At 62.6% G+C, this 23,515-nt stretch carries 22 protein-coding genes; 10 read left to right on the top strand and 12 right to left on the bottom strand.

What is annotated here, in order from left to right:
- Nucleotides 1-99: 99 nt before the first annotated feature.
- From IVB41_RS02235 to IVB41_RS02205, 7 genes are all read left to right on the top strand, one after another.
- Nucleotides 100-1,317 (top strand): CaiB/BaiF CoA-transferase family protein, encoded by a 1,218-nt coding sequence (locus IVB41_RS02235; RefSeq protein WP_027566172.1) that lies wholly within the window; start codon nucleotides 100-102, stop codon nucleotides 1,315-1,317.
- 219 nt (nucleotides 1,318-1,536) lie between these two features.
- A complete protein-coding gene (ugpB, locus tag IVB41_RS02230) occupies nucleotides 1,537-2,853 on the top strand; it encodes a sn-glycerol-3-phosphate ABC transporter substrate-binding protein UgpB (RefSeq protein ID WP_027566173.1) in 1,317 nt (438 codons plus the stop codon).
- Between the two features lie 47 nt (nucleotides 2,854-2,900).
- Entirely contained in the window at nucleotides 2,901-3,782 is an 882-nt protein-coding gene (gene ugpA / locus IVB41_RS02225) for a sn-glycerol-3-phosphate ABC transporter permease UgpA (RefSeq protein ID WP_027566174.1), read from the top strand.
- Entirely contained in the window at nucleotides 3,782-4,630 is an 849-nt protein-coding gene (gene ugpE, locus IVB41_RS02220) for a sn-glycerol-3-phosphate ABC transporter permease UgpE (RefSeq protein ID WP_211395093.1), read from the top strand. Before ugpA ends, ugpE begins: the two co-directional genes overlap by 1 nt.
- 5 nt (nucleotides 4,631-4,635) lie before the next feature.
- Entirely contained in the window at nucleotides 4,636-5,715 is a 1,080-nt protein-coding gene (locus tag IVB41_RS02215; RefSeq protein ID WP_247426252.1) for a sn-glycerol-3-phosphate import ATP-binding protein UgpC, read from the top strand.
- Between the two features lie 297 nt (nucleotides 5,716-6,012).
- A complete protein-coding gene (locus tag IVB41_RS02210; protein ID WP_007598583.1) occupies nucleotides 6,013-6,438 on the top strand; it encodes an Hsp20 family protein in 426 nt (141 codons plus the stop codon).
- Nucleotides 6,439-6,489: 51 nt separating this feature from the next.
- A complete protein-coding gene (locus IVB41_RS02205) occupies nucleotides 6,490-6,762 on the top strand; it encodes a DUF1150 domain-containing protein (protein WP_007598581.1) in 273 nt (90 codons plus the stop codon).
- Between the two features lie 204 nt (nucleotides 6,763-6,966).
- On the opposite strand, the gene IVB41_RS02200 is transcribed toward IVB41_RS02205, so the two are convergent.
- From IVB41_RS02200 to IVB41_RS02155, 10 genes are all read right to left on the bottom strand, one after another.
- Entirely contained in the window at nucleotides 6,967-8,130 is a 1,164-nt protein-coding gene (locus tag IVB41_RS02200; RefSeq protein ID WP_247426250.1) for a tetratricopeptide repeat protein, read from the bottom strand.
- Nucleotides 8,131-8,183: 53 nt separating this feature from the next.
- Nucleotides 8,184-8,645 carry a PTS IIA-like nitrogen regulatory protein PtsN gene (ptsN, locus tag IVB41_RS02195; RefSeq protein ID WP_027514736.1) on the bottom strand — a complete coding sequence of 154 codons (462 nt, stop codon included), beginning with the start codon at nucleotides 8,643-8,645 and terminating at the stop codon, nucleotides 8,184-8,186.
- Between the two features lie 238 nt (nucleotides 8,646-8,883).
- Complete coding sequence (hpf, locus tag IVB41_RS02190; RefSeq protein ID WP_027566178.1) at nucleotides 8,884-9,489, bottom strand: ribosome hibernation-promoting factor, HPF/YfiA family; 606 nt, start codon at nucleotides 9,487-9,489, stop codon at nucleotides 8,884-8,886.
- An 80-nt stretch (nucleotides 9,490-9,569) separates the two neighbouring features.
- Nucleotides 9,570-11,183, bottom strand: coding sequence for an RNA polymerase factor sigma-54 (gene rpoN, locus IVB41_RS02185; RefSeq protein ID WP_247426248.1), 1,614 nt, complete (start codon nucleotides 11,181-11,183; stop codon nucleotides 9,570-9,572).
- A 91-nt stretch (nucleotides 11,184-11,274) separates the two neighbouring features.
- Nucleotides 11,275-12,273, bottom strand: coding sequence for an LPS export ABC transporter ATP-binding protein (gene lptB, locus IVB41_RS02180; protein ID WP_027514739.1), 999 nt, complete (start codon nucleotides 12,271-12,273; stop codon nucleotides 11,275-11,277).
- A gap of 279 nt (nucleotides 12,274-12,552) precedes the next feature.
- A complete protein-coding gene (locus IVB41_RS02175; protein ID WP_247426246.1) occupies nucleotides 12,553-13,263 on the bottom strand; it encodes an LptA/OstA family protein in 711 nt (236 codons plus the stop codon).
- Between the two features lie 5 nt (nucleotides 13,264-13,268).
- A complete protein-coding gene (gene lptC, locus IVB41_RS02170; protein WP_027566182.1) occupies nucleotides 13,269-13,997 on the bottom strand; it encodes an LPS export ABC transporter periplasmic protein LptC in 729 nt (242 codons plus the stop codon).
- Nucleotides 13,998-14,141: 144 nt separating this feature from the next.
- Nucleotides 14,142-14,756 carry a ribonuclease D gene (locus IVB41_RS02165; protein WP_007598566.1) on the bottom strand — a complete coding sequence of 205 codons (615 nt, stop codon included), beginning with the start codon at nucleotides 14,754-14,756 and terminating at the stop codon, nucleotides 14,142-14,144.
- 119 nt (nucleotides 14,757-14,875) lie between these two features.
- Nucleotides 14,876-16,390 carry a 4-amino-4-deoxy-L-arabinose transferase gene (locus IVB41_RS02160; RefSeq protein WP_247428964.1) on the bottom strand — a complete coding sequence of 505 codons (1,515 nt, stop codon included), beginning with the start codon at nucleotides 16,388-16,390 and terminating at the stop codon, nucleotides 14,876-14,878.
- Nucleotides 16,387-18,159, bottom strand: coding sequence for a hypothetical protein (locus IVB41_RS02155; protein ID WP_249802493.1), 1,773 nt, complete (start codon nucleotides 18,157-18,159; stop codon nucleotides 16,387-16,389). Before IVB41_RS02155 ends, IVB41_RS02160 begins: the two co-directional genes overlap by 4 nt.
- Before the next feature lie 290 nt (nucleotides 18,160-18,449).
- Here IVB41_RS02155 and IVB41_RS02150 point away from each other — a divergent pair, with 290 nt between their 5' ends.
- The 3 genes from IVB41_RS02150 to IVB41_RS02140 all read left to right on the top strand — a co-directional run bounded on the left by IVB41_RS02150 (nucleotide 18,450) and on the right by IVB41_RS02140 (nucleotide 22,356).
- The gene (locus IVB41_RS02150; protein WP_027566185.1) at nucleotides 18,450-18,935 is read left to right on the top strand and encodes a lysozyme inhibitor LprI family protein; all 486 of its coding nucleotides are present in this window, start codon (nucleotides 18,450-18,452) and stop codon (nucleotides 18,933-18,935) included.
- Nucleotides 18,936-19,814: 879 nt separating this feature from the next.
- Nucleotides 19,815-21,998, top strand: a complete 2,184-nt coding sequence (locus tag IVB41_RS02145) for a PAS domain S-box protein (RefSeq protein ID WP_247426244.1) — start codon at nucleotides 19,815-19,817, stop codon at nucleotides 21,996-21,998.
- Entirely contained in the window at nucleotides 21,991-22,356 is a 366-nt protein-coding gene (locus IVB41_RS02140) for a response regulator (protein ID WP_247426242.1), read from the top strand. The genes IVB41_RS02145 and IVB41_RS02140 overlap by 8 nt, the downstream gene beginning before the upstream one ends.
- 119 nt (nucleotides 22,357-22,475) lie before the next feature.
- Here the strand turns inward: IVB41_RS02140 and IVB41_RS02135 are convergent, their stop codons facing one another.
- On the bottom strand, nucleotides 22,476-22,706 hold the full coding sequence (locus IVB41_RS02135) for a DUF6894 family protein (RefSeq protein ID WP_247426240.1): 231 nt from the start codon (nucleotides 22,704-22,706) through the stop codon (nucleotides 22,476-22,478).
- Nucleotides 22,707-22,767: 61 nt separating this feature from the next.
- Entirely contained in the window at nucleotides 22,768-23,124 is a 357-nt protein-coding gene (locus tag IVB41_RS02130; RefSeq protein ID WP_247426238.1) for a response regulator, read from the bottom strand.
- Between the last annotated feature and the right edge of the window lie 391 nt (nucleotides 23,125-23,515).

The raw sequence follows: 23,515 nt of genomic DNA, 5'->3' as shown, positions 1-23,515 counted from the left end.
CGGCGAGCGGCCTGCATGACGCCCCACGCGGGAAGCCATTGCCGGCCCGGACGAACCTCGTTAGGCCTGTGATCAATATCGACACAGGGACGCGAACGCATGACTGAAGCCGCCAGTTCTGGAGCTGCCACGGGCGCAATGAGCGGCCTGCGCGTCATCGATCTCACGCGCGTGCTCGGCGGTCCCTATTGCACCCAGATCCTCGCCGACCACGGCGCCGACGTGATCAAGGTCGAGCCGCCCGCAGGTGACGAGGTGCGCGACTGGGGCCCTCCCTTCCACGAAGAAGACGCGGCCTATTTCATCGGCATCAACCGCAACAAGCGCTCGATCGGCCTCGACCTCGCCTCCGAGGGCGGCCGGGCCGTGCTGCTCAAGATGCTGGAGAGCGCCGACGTCCTGATCGAGAACTTCAAGCCGGGCACGCTGGAGAAATGGGGCATCGGGAACGAGGTGCTCAGCAAGAAATTCCCGCGCCTCGTGCATTGCCGGATCTGCGGCTTCGGCGCCGACGGCCCGCGCGGCGGCAACCCCGGCTATGACGCCATCATCCAGGCCATGACCGGCATGATCGCGGCGACCGGCTCGCCCGAGAGCGGACCGATGCGCATCGGCGTGCCGCTGGTCGACATCGGCACCGGCCTCTATGCGGCGATCGGCATCCTGATGGCACTGTCGGAGCGGCAGCGCTCGGGCCAGGGCCAGTTCCTGGAGACCACGCTGTACGAGACCGGTCTCGCCATCATGCATCCGCACACCGCGAATTATTTCATGCATGGCAAGCCGCCGTCGCTCACCGGCAACGAGCATCCCAACCTCGTGCCCTATGCGATCTTCCCGACCAAGACCGACAACATCTTCATCGGCGTCGGCAATGACGGCACCTTCCGCAAGCTCGCCAAGGAGATCGGCAAGCCCGAGCTCGGCACCGATCCGCGCTTTGCGCGCAACAAGGACCGCATCGCCAATCGCGAGGCACTGCGGGCCGAGCTCGCCGCGGTGTTCTGCCAGCACGAGGCCGAGCCGCTGTGCAATCGCCTGCTCGCCGCGGGCCTGCCCGCAGGCCCCGTGCAGAAGATCGACCAGGCGTTGACCAACCCGCACACGATCGCGCGCGGCGATATCATCGAGAAGGATTGGTACAAGGGCGTGGCATCCCCGATCCGGCTCGATCGCAGCAAGCCGAGCCTGCGGCGCCTGCCGCCGAAATTCAGCCAGCACGCGGCCGAGGTGCTGGGCGAATTCGGCTACTCCAGGTCCGAGATCGACGCGATGGTCGAGCAGGGCACGGTCTGCGGACCCGAGCGCAAGCGCTAGCGCCTCGCCTTCCTCATCCGACGGCAATGCCGCACTGCGGTGCGGGCGCTCTGTGCATCGCGAACGGAGGACGCTGCGCGCGCGGCATTCGCCTATTTGACAGCTTCCCTTTTCCAGCGCTTGCCGCTTTCGTTTCGGCCGCTTACACAGTCATGTGAACGTCATATGGCGCTGCTAGCGCAAGCGATCATTTTTGACGGCCCAAGGGAGGTTTACTTGATGGCTCTTCGACACTTTGGAGCGGCTGCCGCTATTGCACTCACGGTTGGACTATCGGCCTCACCGGCCTTGGCCGTGACCGAAATCCAGTGGTGGCACGCGATGACCGGCGCCAACAACGACGTTATCGTCAAGCTCGCCACCGACTTCAACGCGTCGCAGAGCGACTACAAGGTGATCCCGACCTACAAGGGCAACTATCCCGATACGATGAACGCCGGCATCGCGGCGTTCCGCGCCGGCAACGCCCCGCATATCATGCAGGTGTTCGAAGTCGGCACCGCGACCATGATGGCCGCGACCGGCGCCGTGAAGCCCGTCTACAAGCTGATGGCCGACGCCGGCGAGAAATTCGACCCCAAGATCTACCTGCCCGCCATCACCGGCTATTATTCGACGTCGAAGGGCGAGATGCTGTCCTTCCCCTTCAACTCGTCCTCGACCGTGATGTGGGTCAACCTCGACGAGCTGAAGAAGGCGAACGTCGAGATTCCGAAGACCTGGCCCGAAACGTTCGAGGCCGCCAAGAAGCTGAAGGCTGCCGGTCACGACACCTGCGGCTTCTCGGGCTCCTGGATCACCTGGGTCAATCTCGAGCAGCTCTCGGCGTGGCACAACGTGCCGCTCGCCAGCAAGGCCAACGGCCTCGACGGCTTCGACACCGTGCTCGAGTTCAACGGACCGCTTCAGGTCAAGCATCTCGAAACCCTGGTCGAGCTGCAGAAGACCAAGACCTATGACTACGCCGGCCGCACCAACACCGGCGAGGGTCGCTTCACTTCCGGCGAGTGCCCGATCTACCTGACCTCGTCGGCCTTCTTCGGCAACGTCAAGGCACAGGCCAAGTTCGCCTTCACCGCCGTGCCGATGCCGTATTATCCCGACGTCAAGGGCGCGCCGCAGAACTCGATCATCGGCGGCGCTTCGCTGTGGGTGATGGGCGGCAAGTCGGCCGAGGAATACAAGGGCGTCGCAAAGTTCCTGACCTTCCTCTCGGACACCGACCGCCAAGTCTATATCCACAAGGCCTCGGGCTATCTGCCGATCACCAAGGCGGCCTATGCCAAGGCGAAGGAAGAGGGCTTCTACAAGGATCAGCCCTATCTCGAGACCCCGCTGCTCGAGCTGACCAACAAGGAGCCGACCGAGAACTCCCGCGGCCTGCGCCTCGGCAACATGGTGCAGCTGCGTGACGTCTGGTCGGAAGAGATCGAGCAGGCGCTGGCCGGCAAGAAGACCGCCAAGCAGGCGCTGGATGCCGCCGTCGAGCGCGGCAACACGATGCTGCGGCAGTTCGAAAAGACCGCCGTCAAGTGAGGCAATGAGCGGCAGGCCGCGACCCGGTCTGCCGCTCTGCTGGAATCATGCAAAAGCAAGCCATTTTCCAGTCAAGGCTGTTACCGTACGCGCTGGTTGCGCCGCAGCTCGCGATCGTCCTGATCTTCTTCTATTGGCCGGCCCTGCAGGCGGTGATCCAGTCCTTCCTGCTCCAGGATGCGTTCGGGCTGTCGACCACCTTTGTCTGGTTCGAGAACTACGTCGAGCTGTTCAAGGACGCGGCCTATTTCGAGGCGATCGTCCGAACCTTCTTGTTCTCGTTCGCCATCGCCGTCTCCTCGCTGTCCTTCGCGCTGCTGCTCGCCGTGATGGCGGACAAGCCGCTGCGTGGCTCGATGCTCTACCGCACGCTCCTGATCTGGCCCTATGCGGTGGCGCCGCCCGTGGTCGGCGTGCTCTGGATCTTCATGCTGCATCCCTCGCTCGGCGTGCTCTCGCGCTATCTTCGCAACATGGGCATCGACTGGAATCCGCTGCTCGACGGCGACCAGGCCGCGGCGTTGATCATCCTCGCCGCCGCGTGGAAGCAGATCTCCTATAATTTCCTGTTCTTCCTCGCCGGCCTGCAGGCGATCCCGAAGAGCGTGTTCGAGGCCGCCGCGATCGACGGCGCCCGTCCGATGCGGCGGTTCTGGACCGTGACCTTCCCGCTGCTGTCGCCGACCATCTTCTTCCTGCTGGTGGTCAACATCGTCTACGCCTTCTTCGACACGTTCGGCATCATCGACACGATGACCCGCGGCGGTCCCGGAACGTCGACGGTCACGCTGGTCTACAAGGTCTATTCCGACGGCTTGCTCGGCGGCAATCTCGGCAGCTCGGCCGCGCAGTCGGTGATCCTGATGGTCATGGTCATCGTGCTGACCGGAATCCAGTTCCGCTTCGTCGAACGCAAGGTGACCTACTGATGGTCGAGGAAGAGGGCTTCCGGCGCTACGTCGCCCACATCATCCTCTGGATCGGGATCGCGATCGTCGCCTTCCCGGTCTACATCGCGTTCGTCGCCTCGACCCAGGACAACGCGCTGATCGCCAACGGGCAGATGTCGCTGCTGCCGGGCGGTCATTTCTTCGAGGTCTACTACCAGACCATTTTCGTCGGCACGAGCGGATCGACCCGCGAGCCCGTCGGCAACATGATGCTGAACTCGCTGGTGATGGCGCTGCTGATCGCGGTCGGAAAGATCGCGATCTCGATCATCTCGGCCTACGCGATCGTCTATTTCCGGTTTCCGTTCCGGATGCCTATCTTCTGGATCATCTTCATCACGCTGATGCTGCCGGTCGAGGTGCGCATCTATCCGACCTACAAGATCGTCGCAGATCTGCACATGCTCGACAGCTATGCGGGCCTCTCACTGCCGCTGATCGCCTCGGCCACCGCGACGCTGCTGTTCCGCCAGTTCTTCATGACCGTGCCGGACGAGCTGCTGGAGGCCTCCCGCATCGACGGCGCCGGCCCCTTGCGCTTCTTCTGGGACACGTTGCTGCCGCTGTCGCGCACCAACATGGCGGCGCTGTTCGTGATCCTCTTCATCCTCGGCTGGAATCAATATCTCTGGCCGCTGCTGATCACCACCCGCGACGACATGCAGACCATCCAGGTCGGCATCCGCAAGATGATCACCACCACCGACGCGCTGACCGAATGGCCGATCGTGATGGCGACCGCCGTGCTCGCGATGCTGCCGCCGGTGTTCGTCGTCGTCGTGATGCAGAAATTGTTCGTGCGCGGACTCGTGGAGACGGAAAAGTAGATCCCATGGCTAACGTCACCCTGCGCAACGTCCGCAAGACCTATCCCGGCGGCTTCGAGGCCATCAAGGGCGTCAACGTCGACGTCGGCGACGGCCAGTTCTGCGTGCTGGTCGGTCCCTCCGGCTGCGGCAAGTCGACATTGCTGCGCATGGTCGCAGGACTCGAAACCGTCACCGGCGGCGAGATCGACATCGGCGGCCGCATCGTCAACCAGATCGAGCCTGCCGATCGCGACATCGCGATGGTGTTCCAGAACTACGCGCTCTATCCGCATATGAGCGTCTTCAACAACATGGCTTACGGCCTGCGCAACCGCGGCATGAAGGAGGCCGAGGTCAAGACCCGCGTCGACGAAGCCGCGCGCGTGCTCGAGCTCACGTCCATGCTGGAGCGCAAGCCGCGCCAGCTCTCCGGCGGCCAGCGCCAGCGCGTCGCCATGGGCCGCGCCATCGTGCGCCAGCCGAAAGTGTTTCTGTTCGACGAGCCGCTGTCCAACCTCGACGCAAAACTCCGCATCGCGATGCGGGTCGAGATCCGCAAATTGCAGCGCCGGCTCAACACCACGTCGATCTACGTCACCCACGACCAGCTCGAGGCGATGACGCTCGCCGACGTTCTCGTGGTGATGAATGGCGGCCAGGTCGAGCAGGTCGGCAATCCCTTGGCGATCTACGAGAAGCCGGCGACGACTTTCGTCGCCTCCTTCATCGGGGCACCGCCGATGAATCTGATGTCGATCCGCGCCGACGAGATCAAGTCGCAGCTCGGCAGCACCGACGCCGGCATCCTCGGCATTCGCCCGGAAGATTTCGTCATCACCGACCAGACCCCGGCCGGCGGCGTCGCGCTCCCGCTCACCGTGGAAGCGATCGAGCGCGTCGGCGCCGAAACCTTCGTCTACGGCACGCGGGCTCAGGACGAGCAGCGCATCGCCGCCAACCCCGGCGAGCTGCCGCCAGGCGAGGTCATCGTCCGCATTCCCGGCTCCGAGGCGCCCCCGATCGGCGCGAAGATCCGCGTCGCGGCGATGCGCCAAAAGCTGCATCTGTTCAGCGCCGACGGCCGGACGCGGATCGAGGCCTGACCGGGCTCCGCGGAGCCGTCGATTAAAAAAACGCGAAAACAACCCCATGCACAGTAGAAGGGGGTTTGTTTTCGTTGAGAAAAATCGCGCCGCAATTTCGTCGTGCCGGGCTTGTCGCAGGCGTTTCGCGCCATGACGGCAAGTCAGCCTTTCTGCATGGCAGAGCGGGTCAGCTACCAATCCACAGCCCCCGGCTACGTCCTTGAACCCACACGCGGATATGCCCATATTGCTGATCAAGGGGTGCCTGTACGGGCCCTGATGCACCAAAGTCGCTTCGAGAGGACTTTGTAAACTATGTCTCGTGTTCCCACGCTTTCCAGTCCGTTCCTTCTGGGCTTCGACGAGATCGAGCGCGTGCTCGATCGGGTCGTCAAAGGTGCCGACGGTTACCCTCCCTACAATATCGAGAGGTGCGACCGGTCGGAGGGCCAGCCCGAGCGGTTGCGAATCACGCTGGCGGTCGCCGGATTCACCCGCGACCAACTCGATGTAACCATTGAGGAAAACCAGCTCGTCATTCGCGGACGGCAGCAGGACGACAAGACCCGGCAATACATCCATCGCGGCATCGCCGCGCGCCACTTCCAGCGCACTTTCGTGCTGGCGGAGGGGATGCTGGTGCTGGGTGCGGATCTGAAGAACGGATTGCTGGCGATCGATCTTGCCCGGCCGGAACCGGAGAGGATCGTTAAGACAATCGCTATCAATGAGCACGAATAATGGAACGAGTAGCGGACTCGACCGCTTAGTTTCTGTGAAGGAGTCGAGACCATGAGTGAAGGTCACGTTGCGTTCGAATACGAAGCCAAGAACGTCTCGCCGGAGACGCTGGCGACCCTCGGCGAAGGCCATATCGCCTATGTGAAGCAGATCCGCTCCGAGGATGTGCCGGGCCTGTTTCCCGAAGCGCCGAAGATCGCGCCGGGCCTCAAGCTCTTCGCGCTCCACGCCGCCGACGGCACGCCGATCATGCTGACCGACAGCCGCGAAGCCGCGATCGCAAATGCCTGGAGCAACGAGCTGCAAGCGGTGAGCGTGCACTGAACACGCGCACGTCGCACGAACAGAGTTTCAAGCGGGCATGCCTTCGCAGGAAGGTGTGCCCGTTTTTATTTCGGCTGATGAAGTTTCCACGTCGTCATTGCGAGCGCAGCGAAGCAATCCAGAATATTTCCGTGGAGGCAGCCTGGATTGCTTCGTCGCAAGAGCTCCTCGCAATGACGGAGTCGAGAGCGCGCGGCTCCGCCGTCACTTCACAAAACCAAGTCCTTCGCGCGCTGTGTCCACGGCCCATTTGTCGCTCAGTGGCAGCGCGAGCACGCTGTTGAAATCCGCGCGCGCATGTTTGGCGTCGGACATCATCATGTAGAGGAGAGCGCGGTTGACCAGGGCGAGCTGGCTTTTCGGATCGAGCCTGATCGCCTCGTTGTAGTCGGCGAGCGCGCGATCGTGCTGTCCCATGTCCCGAAACAGACCAGCGCGACTGCTGTAGGCCTCCGAATTCCCCGGCCGTAATCGGATCACTTCGTCGAAATCGGCAAGGGCGCGTTTGTCGTCGCCCTTCCCGTGCAGGACGACGCCGCGAACCAGATAGGCCTTTTCGAAAGACGGCCTAATACTGGTAACGTCATCCAGCTCCCGGATGGTGCTGTCGGCATCGTCCTTCTTCAGGAACACCATGGCCCGGCAATAGTGGCCGCCGGCACTTCCGGGCTCCAGGCGGACGGCGCTGTCGCAGTCGTCCAGAGCTGCATCGATCTCACCCTTGTTGAGGCGAACGGTGCTTCGCAACTCGTAGGGCCAGGCGGCGGCCGGATTGCGCTGCATCGCCTCGCTGTAATCGGCGACGGCGTGATCGGTGTCGCCCTTCGCTGCATACACCTCCCCTCGCATGACGAGCGCACGGTAAGCCTGCTTGGGGCTGCGTTCGATGGCCTTGGTGAAGCCGGCGATCGCGCGATCGAAATCGCCCCTGCTGAAATACGCCTCGGCGCGCGAGGTGTAGGACGCCCCATAATTTGGGTCGAGGCGAATGGCCTCGTTGTAATCGATCATGGCGTGCTCGCGATCGCCTTTGGCAGAATAGGCGCGACCGCGGCAGTGATAGGCTCGCCCGAAATTCGGATCGATCCGGATCGCGGCGCTGCAATCCTCGAAGGCGCGATTCCAGTCGTACTTGATGTAGTAGGCTTCGCCGCGCAGCTCGTAAGCGACCGCATTGGTTGCGTCGGCTGCGATGATCTCGGTCTTCTCCGCGATGACGCGGTCGTTGGACGCCTCATCGGCGCGGGCCACGGCGGTGGCGACAATGGTGATGGAGCAAAGCAGACCAAAAACTCGGCCGATCGAACCGCAAATCATCTCGCAAAATCCCCGCGCCGAAACCGTGCCGGAGACGAAATATCGCAGCACCCGGCTGCCCAATAAGTCGCAGACGGCGCTGCGTCGGTTCGAGAGAGAAAGGGTTACGCCGCCGTCGCCGGCGGCAGCGCCAGCACGGAATAGATCGCCTGGGCGTCGCGCGAGGCGCGGAGCTTTTTGGCGATGTCCTGGTCGCGCAAAAGGCGGGCGATGCGGGCAAGCGCCTTGAGGTGATCGGCGCCGGCGCCTTCGGGGGCGAGCAGCAGGAAGACGAGGTCGACCGGCTGGCCGTCCATCGATTCGAAATCGATCGGACGATCGAGGCGCGCGAACAGGCCGAAGATCTTTTCCAGCTTGGGCAGCTTGCCATGGGGAATGGCAACGCCGTAGCCGACCGCGGTGGTGCCGAGCTTCTCGCGCTGCAGGAGCACCTCGAACACGGAACGCTCGTTCTGCCCGGTCAGCTCGGCGGCCTTGGCCGCCAGTTCCTGAAGCGCCTGCTTCTTGCTGTTGACCTTCAATGCCGGGAGAATCGCCTCGGGCGCGACCAGATCGGTAATCGGCATGGAAGTCTTCCGAGGTGAATGAAAACGTCAGGTTCCGAATTGGCCAGCCTGGACAAAGAACCTGGGCGGGCCGACGTCAAGAAGTTGAAGCAGGAGGCGGACTTAGCTCGCCCCTGATGTGGGGGGCTTCTACTCCAACGCAATCCCGGTGCCAACTCCCGCGTGCAGCTTTGCCCCGGTCATTGTTAAGGCGGAAAGGGGCCCCCGGCGCGGGGGCCCCAGGGCGTCGCCCGCGGCCTCAGGCCTTGCCATCCGCCTTGGCCCCCGGGGGATCGATCCAGCCGACATTGCCGTCGGCCCGGCGGTAAATGATGTTCACTCGGCCCGAGGAGCCGTGCTGAAACACCAGGCAGGGCGCCCCGCTGAGGTCGAGTTCCATGACCGCTTCGCTGACGGACAGCGGCTTCAGCGAGGTCGTGGCCTCGGCAATGATGACGGGGCTGTAGCCGGTGATCTCGTCCTCGTCCTCGCCCTCGCCCGGGGCTTCCAGCACGTAGCTGGTGGCATCCATCGCGGCCAGCGCCGCGGAGGCGACATGGGCCTTGCGGGCGGAGCGATCCTTGAGCCGGCTCTTGTAGCGCTTGAGCCGCTTCTCGATCATCACCAGCGCCTGGTCGGCACTGGCATAGGCGTCCGGTGCGTTCGAATCGGCCTCGAGCGTGATTCCCGAATCAAGATGCAGCGCACAGTCGGTGCGGAAGCCGAAGCCGTCCTTGCTCAGCGTGATGTGGCCGGAATAATTGCCGTCGAAATATTTGCGCAGGACCTCTTCAGTCCGGTCGGTGACACGGCCGCGCAGGGCCTCGCCGACGTTGACGCTCTTTCCCGAGATGCGGAGAGTCATGTGAACCTCACTTGGTTCGTGCCTGGCCAGGATCGGGCCCGATAGCAGATCGAGAGTAGCGCGATTTGGCGCCGGCGCAATCAGGCCGGTTCGGGATTGCGGGAGCGATCGGCCATGGCGGTGGAGAGGACGTTACCAAGAGCGCTCTGCTTGTCGCGACGGCGTTGCACCGAGGAAGGAATGCGCATGGCTTCGCGGTACTTCGCGACCGTGCGGCGGGCGATATCAATGCCCGAGCCGCGCAAGCGTTCCACGATGGTATCGTCGGACAGGATCGCGGACGGCGCCTCCGCATCGATCAGCAGCTTGATGTGGTGACGCACGGCTTCGGCCGAATGCGCCTCGCCGCCATCGGCCGAGGCGATCGAGGCCGTGAAGAAATATTTCAGCTCGAATGTGCCGCGATTGGTCGCCATGTATTTGTTGGCGGTGACGCGCGACACCGTGGATTCATGCATCTGGATGGCGTCGGCGACGGCCTTCAGATTCAGTGGTCGCAGATGCGCCACGCCATGGGTGAAGAAGCCGTCCTGCTGGCGCACGATCTCGGTTGCGACTTTCAGGATGGTGCGGGCGCGCTGGTCGAGCGCGCGCACCAGCCAGGTCGCGTTCTGAAGCGCGTCGGTGAAATACGATTTGTCGCCGTCCTTGCCGATCTTCTTCGAGAGCTGCGAATAGTAGGTCTGGTTGACCAGCACGCGCGGCAAGGTGTCGCTGTTGAGCTCGACATGCCAGCCGCCATCGGGACCCGGGCGGACATAGACATCGGGCACCATGGTCTGGAGCCGGGCCGTACCGAACTTCATGCCGGGCTTGGGATTGAGCCGGCGGATCTCGCCGATCATGTCGGCGATGTCCTCGTCGTCGACGCCGCAGAGCTTGCGCAAGGCCGCGACGTCGCGCTTGGCGAGGAGATCGAGATGCTCGACCAGGGCCTGCATCGCGGGATCGTAGCGGTCGAACTCGCGGAGCTGGATCGCCAGGCATTCGCTCAAACTGCGCGCGCAGACGCCGGGCGGATCGAATTTCTGCAGCACGGCAAGAACGTTCTCGACGTCCTGTTGCGATGCGCCAAGCCGTTCGGCGGCCTGGCCGAGATCCGGGGGCAGATAGCCGGCCTCGTCGACGAGGTCGATCAGATACTGGCCGATCATGCGCTGCGCGGTCCCGGTGAAGGCAACCGAGAGCTGCTCGGCGAGATGGTCGCCGAGCGTCATCTCCGCGGCGACGAAGGCTTCGAGGTTGTAGTCCTCGTCACCGGAGGCGCCGCCGCCCCATTCGGTATAGGTGGTCGGCGCCGCATCCTGGGCGGTGCGGGCGGCCGCCTCGGCCGGTTCCTCGGAGAAGACGTTGTCCAGCCCGGTGTCCATGGTCTGCTCGATCTCGGCGCGGGTGCCGAGATCCTTGCTCATCCACTCTTCCTGGCCGGGCTCGAAGGCTTCGCCCGGGCCGCCGCCCGGCTCGTCGTTGTGGCCGCCGTCGCTGTCGTTGAACTGGCCGGTCTCGGCCGGGCCCTCGCCCGCGGGCGGCTCGTCATTGGCCCGTTCCAGCAGCGGGTTACGCTCGAGTTCCTCTTCGACGAAGGTCGTGAGATCGAGATTGGACAATTGCAGCAGCTTGATCGCCTGCATCAACTGCGGCGTCATGACCAGCGACTGCGATTGCCGGAACTCTAATCTCTGCGAAAGCGCCATGAAGCAAGAACCGATCCCAAAAAGTTGGTCCGATTTTTGCTTATCCTAGTCCAAGCCCGATGTACACGTCTTGACGAATTGGAAAAACGGGCTAGAGGCGGAATTCCTCGCCAAGGTAAAGGCGGCGCACGTCCGGATCGGCCACGATCTCATCCGGGCTGCCCTCGGTCAGGATCTCACCGGCATAGACGATGTAGGCGCGATCGGTGAGGCCTAGTGTCTCACGCACATTGTGGTCGGTGATCAGCACGCCGATGCCGCGGTTGGTGAGGTGGCGGACGAGGTCCTGGATGTCGCCGACCGCGATCGGATCGATGCCGGCAAAGGGCTCGTCGAGCAGCATGTAGTTCGGACGCGTCGCCAGCGCACGCGCGATCTCGACGCGGCGCCGCTCACCGCCGGACAGCGCGATCGACGGCGATTTCCTCAAGCGCGTGATGTTGAATTCGTCGAGCAGCGAGTCGAGCTGCTGCTCGCGCTTCTTGCGCGAGGGCTCGACCACTTCGAGCACGGCACGGATGTTCTGCTCGACGGTGAGACCGCGGAAAATCGAGGCTTCCTGCGGCAGATAGCCGATGCCGAGCCGCGCACGCTGATACATCGGCAGCTTGGTGACGTCGTGGCCGTCGAGCTCGATCGCACCGCGATCGGCCTTGATCAGGCCGGTGATCATGTAGAACACGGTGGTCTTGCCGGCGCCGTTGGGGCCGAGCAGGCCGACCGCTTCGCCGCGGCGCACATAGATGCTGACGCCGCGCACGACCTGGCGGCTGCCAAAACTCTTTTCCACGCTATGCACAGCCAGAAAGCCCGGGCGCTTCAAGAGCTGAGGCCCGCCGGAACCGTTAGGTCTGCCGGCAGCCCTCACGGGGTGAACCGCCTGGGCCCGAGGCGGCTCGGCCTGATAGTCGCCCTGGAATTGATCGGGCGCATGCATCGGTTGGTTACGGGCGATCGGCGGCGCGTCCCTGACCGGGCTGGCCACGAGACCGCCGACGCTGTCACCGAGCGCGGTGATGTCCTGGCGCGCAAATCCTGGCCGGCCGCGTTTGGCGGGGCGCCGACGGAACATGCTGAAGAGATCGACCATCCCCGCCTTCTAGCCTTTCGCGACGATTCTGCGCGACGATCCTGCGCGATATTCGCGCGATCTGCCGCGCCGGCCTCAGGATTCGCCGACGCAGCATGAGTGAAGGGATGTCTCATGCCCAGTGAAACACGCCCGAAAAGCGGCGAACCCCGCTTCGAAAGCCCTTTGCGCTAGATACAGTCTCGACGGGCAAGCTTCAACCTCGGATCGGGAGTGATCGAGCCAAGCATCTGAAATCATTCTTCAAATTTACTTTGCCTGGCTTGGACTTAACTGGGCTTATTTGGGCTTATTTGCGCCAGGCAATTGCAGAGGTCCCGCGCCGGGCTTGCCCGCGCCTCCGGATCCGCAATCATTGCCGCCGCCCTGCGGCAGCAGCGCCTGCACCCGGCCGCTGTCGGATTCCACACGCGACACGCCCGTGGTCATGTCGACCGCCAGCCGGTCGCCGCGCAGCACGTTCTTGCACTGCGTCAAGACGACGCCGCCAAGCATGGTGATGAGGTTGGTGCGGGTGTCGAACACGGCGGTCTCGCCCGTCACCACCTGGTCCTTCTGGGTGACGACGACATTGCCGCGCGCCTCCAGCCGCTTGATCGAGGAGTTCCCGCCCGGCCCCGGCGTCGCCGACTGCATCGGCGCCCCCTTTGCCGCCTTTGCCGCAGGCTGTGGCGCGGCGGGCTTGTCGCCGCCCGAATCGTAAAACACCACCAGCGTCTTCGAGGTCATGGTGGTGTCGCCCTGGATGACCTTCACATTGCCGGAGAAGGTCGCTTCCTTTTTCTTGTCGCGCATCTCGAGCGAGGCGGCTTCGATCTGGATCGGCTGATCGCGGTTCTGCGAGAAGCCCTGCATCGCGTTGGGCACGCCTTGCATCGTGCTCTGCGCGCTTGCCACACCCGTTGCAATCAGTGCGATGCCGACGGCGAGCGCGGCCGCACCGGGGATGACGCGCCGCTTGTCTTCGTTGCGCGTGAAAAACCTGATCATGAAAATCACTTTGAATTGGCGGACTTGTTCTGGGGCGTACGTGTCTTCGCCGCCGGCGCGGGTTCGGCCGGCGCAGGCTGAGCGGCGGCGGGATCGTCCAGCTTGTCGAGGTGCATCACCACATTGCCTTCGAAGCGGATGACGTCGCCGCCCTCCGTGATCCGCAGCCGATCGGCGGTCAGCGTTCCGTTGGTCAGCTTGACGTCGACATGCTCATCCGAGGAAACCGTACCCTTGCCCATGTCGACGAAGGCCGAGTTCAGCCGCGCCTCGTAGCCGGTCGAGGTGCGCAGGAAGATGTCCTTGTGCAGGTCGAGCTGTTGTTGCTTGTTGTCGAACCGTCCGGTGCGGGCATCGAGGAACAGGGTCGATTGGTCTTCCATCAGCACCTTCGCGCGCAGATCATGGAGATCGACATGATCGGGATCGGTGATGTCCTGGGTCGCGGTCTTGGCCCAGAGCTCATAGGGCCGCTGGTCCGGCGTGAAGCCGGACATATGCGGCGATTCCATCGTGATCTTGGTGCCTGTCACCACGAGATTTCCGGAGTCGAGCTTCACGGGGATCTGGAACGGGTTGAAGATGGTCGAGATGAGGACGAGCAGACCCATCGCCGCAGCCACCGTCGCCGGCACCGCGACGCGCAGAATCCGCACCAGGCGGCTGTGGCGCGCCGCGCTGGCGAACTTCGCCGCAAGCGCGGCATCGTAGGTGACATTATGGGCCGAATTCACCTGGGCTCCTGAGGTGTCGCCCGCCTTGTCCGGCTGGCGGGCGCCCCATTGTAGCCGGCAACGCCAAAATATGCAGCCAGCGACAGGCTGTTACGAAAGTGTCTGAAACGGGGCGACCGCCCCACCCGGCCGCTACGCGAAACGCTAGGAATGCGCGAAAATGTCCTCTTCGGCCCAGCCCTGGAGATCGAGCAAGGCGCGGGTCGGCAGGAAGTCGAAACAGGCTTTGGCCAGCGCCGTGCGGCCTTCCCGCGCCAGCATGGCATCGAGCCGCTCGCGCAAGCCGTGCAGATGCAGCACGTCGGAGGCGGCGTAGGCGAGCTGCGGCTCGGTCAGGCTGTCGGAACCCCAATCGCTCGATTGCTGCTGCTTGGAGAGATCGACATTGAGCACCTCGCGCACGAGGTCCTTGAGGCCATGGCGGTCGGTATAGGTGCGGATCAGGCGGGAGGCGATCTTGGTGCAGTAGATCGGCCCGGTCATGACACCAAACGTCTGATACAGCACCGCGACGTCGAACCGCGCAAAGTGGAAGATTTTCGTGTTCGCGGGATTGGCCAGCAGCGCCTTCAGGTTCGGCGCGTCGGTATGACCTTTGGGGATCTGCACCACGTCCGCGCTGCCGTCGCCGGGCGAGAGCTGCACCACGCAGAGCCGGTCGCGATGCGGGTTCAGGCCCATCGTTTCGGTATCGATCGCCACCGCTCCGGTGTAGCGGGACAGATCGGGCAGGTCGCCGCGGTGCAGGCGTACGGTCATGGCGTTTCAAACCTCAATCGAATCGGTGCGCCTAGGCAGGCTAATCCCCGGGACAGACGCTGGCGAGGGCCGGCCGCGATGTATCCGCTGCCAGCCGCCGGCGCAAGCATCAGGCGCGGCTAGTAGTTCAGGCGCACGAGCACGTCGTTGACGCCGAAAGGGCTGGCGGGCGCATCGCAAGCCCCGCGTCGCGCGAAGACGCAGGCAAGCTTGTCATCGCTTATCATTGCGCAACTTCGTGGCGAGAAATCCGCCGGCAATTCGCTGGCCAGGCTCGCCGGGCCGATGATGCGGTTGAACCCCGCCTGGTGCGTCTTCACCACAGCCGGAAGTCGTCCCTTGGCCAGGGGGTCGTCCCGATAAAGGGAATAGATCGGCCGGCGGGCCGCGAGCTGCCCGCGTCCGGGCACGAAGGGATAGTTGATCGCGTACAGGGCCAGACCGCAAAATTCAGGATCGGCCTCGAGCTCCGCCATCAGCTGGGCCACGCCGATGCCGCGCATCCAGTTGTCACGCATGATCAGCGTTGCGCCCGACAGACCGAGCGAGAGCAGCAGCCAGCCGCCACATACGACGGCAAGTGAGCGCCACGGGTTTTGCCGGCGCATCATCTGGACCCAATCGGCGGAGCCAAGCCCCGCCGCGATGATCAGCAGGGCGATCGACAGGAAAATGAAACGGTATTCCTTGTGCACGATCATGCTGTGAAACGCGACGTTGACGACGGCCGCGACGATCAAAAGGGGGGCATGTCGCCAACCGCGCCAGAGCGCCAGCAGCATCAGCAGCGTCGTGCCCGACCACAGAATTGAAGCCTGCAGAACGTAGGCGGCCGCGGGCGCGTCACCGAATTCCGATGCGCGGTCGTGCAGGAGGTTTTGCTGAATATTCCGGACGAGCCACGCAAACGGCGCTGAGCCGTGGGCCAGGTCGAGGGCGCCGGACAGCACCAGGACGACGCATCCGCCCGCGACCAGGGCGATCGTGTTTCGCGGGTCGCGCCAGCACGCCGCCAACGCAAACACCGCGCAAGCCGGCACATATTGAAAGCGCCAGACGCAGGCGAGAGCGAGCAATGCGCCCGCGGTGAAGAGCCGGTTGCGCGCGAGCTCGCCCGTCAGCAGATAGGCCGCCGGCAGGATCACGGCCGTCGCCAGCGGTTCGCTCAGCGTGTGGGGCGCGTAATAGACCAGCTCGAACCAGACCGCGGCGGCAAACGCCGCAACGATGGCATGCGACCTGGAGATGCGTTCGCCGAAATGCCAGGCCGTGACGACGATCGACAGCGAGGCAAGCCCGACCACCAGGCGAGGCACGACGAAGGCCCCCCACCCGCCCGGCGCAAGCCAGTCGCCGAGAGCGACCGGCCCTCCGAACAAGGTCGGCAGAAACCAGCTCCGGATGCCGTCGCGCCATTCCCAGGTGACGACACCCTGGTGGCCAAGCAGGCGCCAGGCCGGCTCCAGATATTGATACAGCTCGTCGACGTGAACGATGTTCGGCCAAAAGGCGAGCGGCAGCCGGACTGCCGCAGCCAGTAGCAGCAATGCGCACAAGGCGCCGTACCGCGTCGCGAAGCTTTCGGCTTTGGCGGCGGGCGCGATCGCGGGCAGAGCTGCGGCGCTGGTCGTCATTGTGTTTTGGCTTCGCCAGCCAAACTGGATTGGGGCCTGACGTAAACGGTCACGTAAGCGCCCGTGTATTGCTCGCGCCAGCCTCGCCGCTCCACCAGGAACTGTCGCAGCTGTTCGTGCGCCTTGACCCACAGCACGGCGTCGATCCGGTATTTATCGAGCACCATGTCCCACGCCGCTTCGTCGATGTCCCAGCTCACCAGCTTGAAATAGTCGCGCAGCAAATCGTCCGGATAGGCGGTCGCGGCGCGGCCATCGACGAACGGGCGAACGGTGCCGTGCGTCGCGAAAATCAGGTAGCCGCCGATATTCCAATGGTTCAGGACTCGCGCATCGGCGAAATTGTTTTGCAGATAGCCGGCATCTTCGCTCGACAGCATCGTCGGAAGTGCGAGCGCGGGCGCAACGCGCAAATAGGCCAGCGGCAGGGTGCCGAGACCGACGATGCCGGCGGCCAGCAACGCTCCACGCACGTCAACGGCGGTGAGACGCCGAGGCAGCAAGCGGCTGAGGTGAAGCGCCATCGGCACAGTCGAGAAGATGAAGAAGAACGCGATGTACCTGAACTGACACAGTCCCAGAATCAGGAACAGCCAGGACATCAATCTCGGTTCGAGCGGGACTGGCCTGGAGTTTCTGTAGCGAAGCTCGAGCGCGACGAAGGCCAGCATGTACAGGATGCCCGGAATGCTGCCGGGTATTTCAATGTTGTCGTAGTAGGACCGCCATTCGGTAATATTACCCTGGACGAAGTGCCCCATCGTCGCGGCGGCGCCGGCATAGATATTCCAGCCGAGCGGATTGACGAATGTCGCAGCAAGGCACCCGATCCCGGCGAGAGCAAGGACCCTGAGATCGGCCCAGGACGCTCTGAGCAAGGCGGCGCCGCAGAAGACGCCAATCACGAAAAACCCGAGCAGAAAACCGCCGTGCAGATTGGCCCAAAACGCCATCAACACGGGAAGCACGAACCATCGCGTACGTCGCAGGCATTCGCGATAGAAGACGACGCATAACAGCATCGTGCATGTATTCGGCGCGACCGCGAGATACATGTTCGGCGCAACTTCGTAGGCGGGATAGAGCAGGCAGGCCAGGAAGACTGCCACGCAAACCGCAATCGCCGACGCACCGTAGCCGAGAGAGATCGCAGTCAGGATGCCGGCAATCGCTGCACCACAGGCCACCGTCGACAGGACGAGGCCGCCGAAGCCCGCGTATTGAAGCGTCGCACTGGCAAGCGCGTCCCAGAGCCAGGATAGATTGAGCCACGGCTTGTCGCCGTGGGTGAACGACCAGGGGTCGTGGAGCGGGATGGCGTTGCGTTCCCGGATGAGATCTCCGGCCGCGAGATGCCAGCCCAGATCGTAATGACCGAGCAGAAGCGGCGCGTTCAAGACGTAGAACAGGCAAATGAACGAGATCAGGAACAGATAAATTCCCGATCTCAGGAAGAACGGGCTGATCGCGTTCGCAACCTTGTCGAATGCCGGCTCGTGCCAGACCTGGTGCTGATCCACCGTTTCCCTCACGACAAAGCGAGCCCGATGGCTCCGTGCTCGCCGACGGCCGGATGCGAGCCTGCCCGCTGACTTAGGGCCAGTTTGTCTAAAGTCGGGTAAATTCGGACGGTGCAATCGATGGAGTTTTGCGGAATGAAAATCGGCCCGACGGCCGGCTTCGAAAGCCTCCAAGCGGCTGTTCCGACTTGAAAATTTTAACGCCCAAGAGGCAGAGCCCGTGCGTGCCTTAACCGGCCCCGCCGTCATTATTCGTCAGCGCAGCTCCTGTTCCACATTCAGGTGAACCAACGCTGGGCCTTCGATGACCAAAGTTGCATGCATCACCTATTGGTCGAAAATCTCGTAAGTCAGGTCAAGGCGCATTCAAAGGCATTGATTGGAGAGGGCATAGCCGAAGCCGCATACCCCCTCGTTTTCCCTTCGCCCTCGCCGTCCGGCCCTTCCGCCACAGCCGCCGGTCTACCGTCTCGCTGAGCTTCATGTGCTCGCAGTGGTATTGTGTTCCATATTTTCGATGCGCCGAACGGAGATCTCCAATGAAGCTCAAACTTGCCGCCGCGATGCTCGCCGCAAGCCTCCCGCTCGCATCGATGGCTTTCGCCCAAGGCATCGCGCCAGCCGAACTTGCGGTGATCGATGGCTGCCTGAAGACCGCGGAGAAAACCGGCGGCTTCGGCGGCGCGTGCGTCGGGCTCGTCGCCGACCCCTGCATCAAAGCGGCAGAGGGCGCGAATGACGATGTCGCCAAATGGAAAGCCTGCGCGGCGCGCGAACTCGCCATTTGGACGCAGAAAACCAATGAGGCGCTAAAGAAGGTTCAGGCCGGCGGGTTCGCCGACGTAATCAAGGCGGTCAATGAGTCGCAGAAAACTTTCGCCGCGTCGCGTGATGGCTTCTGCGCGGTCTTCGACAAAGTCGATCCCGGCATGTACCGGGGCAGCGCGAGCTACTGCCGCCTGCGCGAGACCGCGAACCGCTCACTGAGCCTGATCAAGCTCGGCGCTGCGGTCAACGAGCACTGAGATCTCCTAGGCGCTTGGGGTCATCAGCTTTGCCGACCTTTTCCCACATAGCGACGACAACTTCGGCCGCGAGCGCGGTGGACGTCGTTCATAGCTCACCTAGCATCCGGGCAACGGCTGTCGGCGCGTAGCGCTTGCCTGAGCGACTGAAGCCAGCCGCCTCCAGATCGCCTGCGATCCGAGCCGACCGGACGAGCGATGTAGGCCATTCGGTACGCCATGAGCGCCGTGCCTCGGTTTTGTGTACCGGTCAGCAGCTCAAATTCCCTGCAGAAGCGATTTCAATCGCTTGAGTAGGAGATGGTGCCCAGGAAAGGATTGGGCCCGCCGCCATAAGATTACAGCAAAATCAATTACTTATCGAATCCCCTGTTAGCAGCTTTGTACCACTCGGTTGTGCTAGTGTCCATGCTGCGTCCAGCGGTCTGCTGCGGCCGCGCTTGGCGAGCTGAATCTGGGAATCCGCTGACCAGCCGCAAGCACCAGGTTGTTTTCAGCAGAGCTTCTTTCGCGGTTGTGCTTGGCGAGCCGAGACTCGTTCAAGCAGCTAGCGTACCAGCGCTCCGCGCCGCGGGAACTCTCCCGCGGATAGGGCTCTCGAATTCGCGAGCAACCTCTCGATTCAGTTACCGCAGGGTCGGCCTCTGCAATGTGACCGCCCACGCTTTATTCGTGCCAGTACCAACGATAACTACCCTGGCGTAATAGTCACCTTAGTACTATCGCAAAGCCGCTTTCGGGATGCTATTAGGGAACCATCCGACGCACGAGACGTTGGGGCTTGTTCGGCGGCCCAGCGGGGGAGTCCGCCGATCTCCCTTTTCGGACAGTTGGCCGGCGTTGGCGGCCTTCGCTCCTCTCGCCCCGAGAGATGCTTTCATGTCCAATGTTGAGGATTTTCCGGTCTCTGCCCGTCGTCATCCGACGGAGTTCGAGGCGCTTGTAGCGGCCGGTCACGCCGCACTCGACGCCATTCCTGGTGCAGTATACCTCTGCGATGCAGAGGGACTTCTCGTCGCCTACAACAGTGAGGCGGTTGAGCTGTGGGGCCGGACGCCCGATATGGCCAAGAAGGAGCGTTTCTGCGGCTCCCATCAGCTTTATCTCCTGAATGGAACCCCGCTTGCCCACAGCGAATGCCCCATGGCCACGGCCGTTCAGATGGGCGCGCCTACGCGCAACGCCGAAGTCATCATGGCGCGACCTGATGGCTCGCGCTTCACCGCTTTAGTCAACATCCGAGCGTTGCGCGACCGCTCCGGCCGCATCCAAGGTGCGATCAACTGCTTCCAGGACATCACAGGACGCAAGCAGATCGAGGAGGAAGTCCGCCGGACGAAGCAGGACCTGGAGGACTTCTTCGAGAATGGAGCCGTAGGTCTCCATATAGTCAGCGGCGAGGGTATTGTTCTCCGAGCCAACAAAGCCGAACTGGACATGCTCGGGTACAGACCCGAGGAGTACATTGGCCGCCATATCGCAGAGTTTCATGCCGACGCTCCGGTGATCGGTGACATCCTACAGCGCCTTTCATGCGGCGAACCGCTCGATCGCTATCCCGCGCGGCTGCGGGCGCGCGATGGGTCGGTGAAGCATGTGCTGATTACATCGAACAGCCGCTTCGTCGATGGCAAGTTTGTTAATACACGCTGCTTCACCATCGACGTCTCTAAACTCCATGCTGCCGAAGAGGCTCGACGAGTCAGTGAAGCCCGTCTCGCGGCGACCTATGAGGCTGCGAGCGTCGGCATCTCCGAGACAGACGAGAACGGGCGGTTCTTGCGCGTAAATGATTCCATATGCCGCATCACGGCCCGTTCGCGCGACCAATTGCTTGGAATGACCTTCCTGGATTACACCGATCCGGATGATCAGGCGGATGACGCTGAGCTGTATGCGCGGCAAGTCCATGGCGACATCGAGAACTACACCACCCGAAAGCGCGTATTGCGACCTGACGGCTCCATGCGCCACCTTGATATTTTTAGTTCGTCGGTGCGCGATGCGGATGGCCGCTTTCTTTACGGCGTCCGTGTTGCCCAGGACGTCACCACCGCCAAACAGTTAGAGGATCGTTTGCGCGAAGGCGAGCAGCGCATGCGCGATCTCCTTGAGGCATTGCCCGCCGCAATCTACACGACTGACGCTGAGGGCCGGATCAATTTCTTCAATCGAGCGGCGGTCGAGATGGCGGGCAGAACCCCCCAGCCTGGCGACGAATGGTGTGTAACTTGGAAGCTATATTGGCCTGACGGTTCGCCTCTGCCGCACAATGAATGCCCGATGGCAGTCGCGCTACGTGAAAACCGCCCAGTTCGCGGGGCCGAAGCAATTGCCGAACGTCCAGATGGCAGACGCGTCCCATTCATTCCTTATCCGACGCCGCTGCGCGATTCGGAAGGAAACATGGTGGGCGCCATCAACATGCTTGTCGATATCAGCGAGCGCAAACAGGCCGAGAATGCCCAAAAGGTGCTCATCGACGAACTGAACCACCGTGTGAAGAATACGCTAGCCACGGTGCAGTCACTTGCGAGCCAGACGGCTCGCCATGCTGCAGATCTGCAAGAGTTTCTCCCGACTTTCACGGGAAGGTTGCTGGCGCTCGCCGGAGCGCATGATCTGCTTACCCAAAGAAACTGGCAAGGCGCCCCTTTCGAAAAGCTGGTCCACGATATCGTCGCTCCAGTGTCGGGCGGGCGCGTCGTGGCAGGCGGACCGCACGTCGATCTCGACCCGCGGACGGCCTTGAGTATCACCATGGTGCTCAACGAGCTTCTGACCAATGCTGCCAAATATGGCGCACTCTCCGCGCCGGGCGGGTCCGTGTCGCTCACCTGGAGCATCGGGGATGGTGAACAGTCGCAAGGCGTGCTCGAATGCGAGTGGCGTGAACGCGGGGGCCCCCTTGTTGTGCCGCCCAAACGGCGAGGATTCGGCACACGGTTGATGGAGCGCTGCATAGAACATGACCTCGCCGGGGATTTCGAATTGGTGTTCGAGCCGGAGGGCACAAGCTGCAGCATTGCATTCCCCGTTAAGGTCCCAGCATCTAATGGCTGACATGTCGGGCGCTAGGGTTCTCCTCGTCGAGGACGAAGGATTGGTGGCGCTCATGATCGAAGATATGCTTGAGGAATTGGGGTTGAAGGTTGTGGCGTCGGCTGCCCATCTGAAAAAGGCCTGCCAACTTGCGACAACCGCATCCATCGATGTCGCGCTCCTTGATGTAAATCTGGCTGGAGAGCTTGTCTTCCCGGCAGCTCGGATCCTGCGCGAGCGGAGTATTCCTTTTCTCTTCAGCACTGGCTACGGCGGGCCTGCCCTCGAGGAGGAGTTCAGGAATGCTCCCGCCATCGGGAAGCCCTTCTCCGTCGACCAGTTGAGCGATAAATTGCGAACCCTTCTGCCGCCTCCCTAGGCCGTCCGAAGCATCCTCGTAACGGCAAGCTCCACCCTGTTCCTTACAATCGCCTTGCCGCGAGGGTAAAGCTTCGAGGGTTCATCAAGCTGGCCGTTCTTCTGACCAATCTACGATCGTCACTCAGGTTTTTCGGCATTGATGTGCAGGACGAAGAGAGTGTTTCGGAATTCGTCTGTAACATCCATCCGCCATTCCCGCCCAGGCCGCAGCTTTCCGTCAATGCCCTGCAACGTCTGACCGGCCATCACGGTCGCCTCTTTCCAGGCTGCATGTTTGTCCGGCAACTCCTCGCCGACGCGGTCAATCTCCGTGTGTTCGTGAGTAACGTTGAAGTAGTAGCGGGGCATCACGAATGACCTCTGTTTACAGGTACTTCCGTAACTTCTTGGCTGGTTCGCCGTTCCGCCTTCAGGTTCGATCCAACAGCTTGGCCATACGGCCATTGAGTTGATCGATTTGAAAAGGCTTGGTGAGGAGCGGTCGCTCCTGAAATCGGACAGGTACTCCGTCGGCGCCGTACCAGCTCGCGAAAACGACGGAACGTTGCGTTGTGCGAGAACTTGGGCAAACTGGCTCACTACTGGTGCGGCCCAGCAAGACGTCCAACACAGCGAAATCGAAATTCGTGGTATTGGCGTGCTCTAGGGCGGAGACCAGATCACCGGCTTCGGCCACAACCGAATGGCCTAGCTCTGCCAGCATATCGGCTATCATCATCTGAATAAGTGCTTCATCCTCTACAGAAATACTGCCGCCATGAGGCACCTCCAAGTCCTATGAACGCGCCAGTTTTGCTGCACTAGGAAATGCTCGAAGCGCAGCGGCCCGTAGCTCATTCAATGTGATGTCCCCCGGCTTGGGCAACTGCAAGTAGCTGTTCGGCAATTAGCTTGCGGCTCTCATGATCGCCTCCGCTCGGAAGCTCCCGGCTCGTCTCTTCCAAGACGATTTCCATATTCGACTTCCCGCGATCCGCAGCGTCATCCTGCTTCCTCAGTGGCTTGGTTTGGAATGGATAATATGGAACAAGGCCGGGCACCGTCAACTTCAGGCTCTAGCGGCGAGCGCTCCTTCGCCCTAGAAACTCGGGCAACGGCCAACTGTCCAGATCGCCGGCAACCGGGTCGCGATGGAGCGGGAGCCTAGTATCGTGCGG

The sequence above is a fragment of the Bradyrhizobium sp. 44 genome (genome assembly GCF_023073095.1).
Lineage (GTDB): Bacteria > Pseudomonadota > Alphaproteobacteria > Rhizobiales > Xanthobacteraceae > Bradyrhizobium.
Note: the sequence above shows the minus strand (reverse complement) of the source record. Positions and strands in the feature narration are given on the sequence as shown.

What these genes read in the sequence shown, in the direction of transcription:
- IVB41_RS02235 (WP_027566172.1), top strand. Translation starts at nt 100, where the DNA reads ATGACTGAAGCCGCCAGTTCTGGAGCTGCCACGGGCGCAATGAGCGGC.
- ugpB (WP_027566173.1), top strand. Translation starts at nt 1,537, where the DNA reads ATGGCTCTTCGACACTTTGGAGCGGCTGCCGCTATTGCACTCACGGTT.
- ugpA (WP_027566174.1), top strand. Translation starts at nt 2,901, where the DNA reads ATGCAAAAGCAAGCCATTTTCCAGTCAAGGCTGTTACCGTACGCGCTG.
- ugpE (WP_211395093.1), top strand. Translation starts at nt 3,782, where the DNA reads ATGGTCGAGGAAGAGGGCTTCCGGCGCTACGTCGCCCACATCATCCTC.
- IVB41_RS02215 (WP_247426252.1), top strand. Translation starts at nt 4,636, where the DNA reads ATGGCTAACGTCACCCTGCGCAACGTCCGCAAGACCTATCCCGGCGGC.
- IVB41_RS02210 (WP_007598583.1), top strand. Translation starts at nt 6,013, where the DNA reads ATGTCTCGTGTTCCCACGCTTTCCAGTCCGTTCCTTCTGGGCTTCGAC.
- IVB41_RS02205 (WP_007598581.1), top strand. Translation starts at nt 6,490, where the DNA reads ATGAGTGAAGGTCACGTTGCGTTCGAATACGAAGCCAAGAACGTCTCG.
- ptsN (WP_027514736.1), bottom strand. Translation starts at nt 8,645, where the DNA reads ATGCCGATTACCGATCTGGTCGCGCCCGAGGCGATTCTCCCGGCATTG.
- hpf (WP_027566178.1), bottom strand. Translation starts at nt 9,489, where the DNA reads ATGACTCTCCGCATCTCGGGAAAGAGCGTCAACGTCGGCGAGGCCCTG.
- rpoN (WP_247426248.1), bottom strand. Translation starts at nt 11,183, where the DNA reads ATGGCGCTTTCGCAGAGATTAGAGTTCCGGCAATCGCAGTCGCTGGTC.
- lptB (WP_027514739.1), bottom strand. Translation starts at nt 12,273, where the DNA reads ATGGTCGATCTCTTCAGCATGTTCCGTCGGCGCCCCGCCAAACGCGGC.
- IVB41_RS02175 (WP_247426246.1), bottom strand. Translation starts at nt 13,263, where the DNA reads ATGATCAGGTTTTTCACGCGCAACGAAGACAAGCGGCGCGTCATCCCC.
- IVB41_RS02165 (WP_007598566.1), bottom strand. Translation starts at nt 14,756, where the DNA reads ATGACCGTACGCCTGCACCGCGGCGACCTGCCCGATCTGTCCCGCTAC.
- IVB41_RS02160 (WP_247428964.1), bottom strand. Translation starts at nt 16,390, where the DNA reads ATGACGACCAGCGCCGCAGCTCTGCCCGCGATCGCGCCCGCCGCCAAA.
- IVB41_RS02155 (WP_249802493.1), bottom strand. Translation starts at nt 18,159, where the DNA reads ATGACGGCGGGGCCGGTTAAGGCACGCACGGGCTCTGCCTCTTGGGCG.
- IVB41_RS02150 (WP_027566185.1), top strand. Translation starts at nt 18,450, where the DNA reads ATGAAGCTCAAACTTGCCGCCGCGATGCTCGCCGCAAGCCTCCCGCTC.
- IVB41_RS02145 (WP_247426244.1), top strand. Translation starts at nt 19,815, where the DNA reads ATGTCCAATGTTGAGGATTTTCCGGTCTCTGCCCGTCGTCATCCGACG.
- IVB41_RS02140 (WP_247426242.1), top strand. Translation starts at nt 21,991, where the DNA reads ATGGCTGACATGTCGGGCGCTAGGGTTCTCCTCGTCGAGGACGAAGGA.
- IVB41_RS02135 (WP_247426240.1), bottom strand. Translation starts at nt 22,706, where the DNA reads ATGCCCCGCTACTACTTCAACGTTACTCACGAACACACGGAGATTGAC.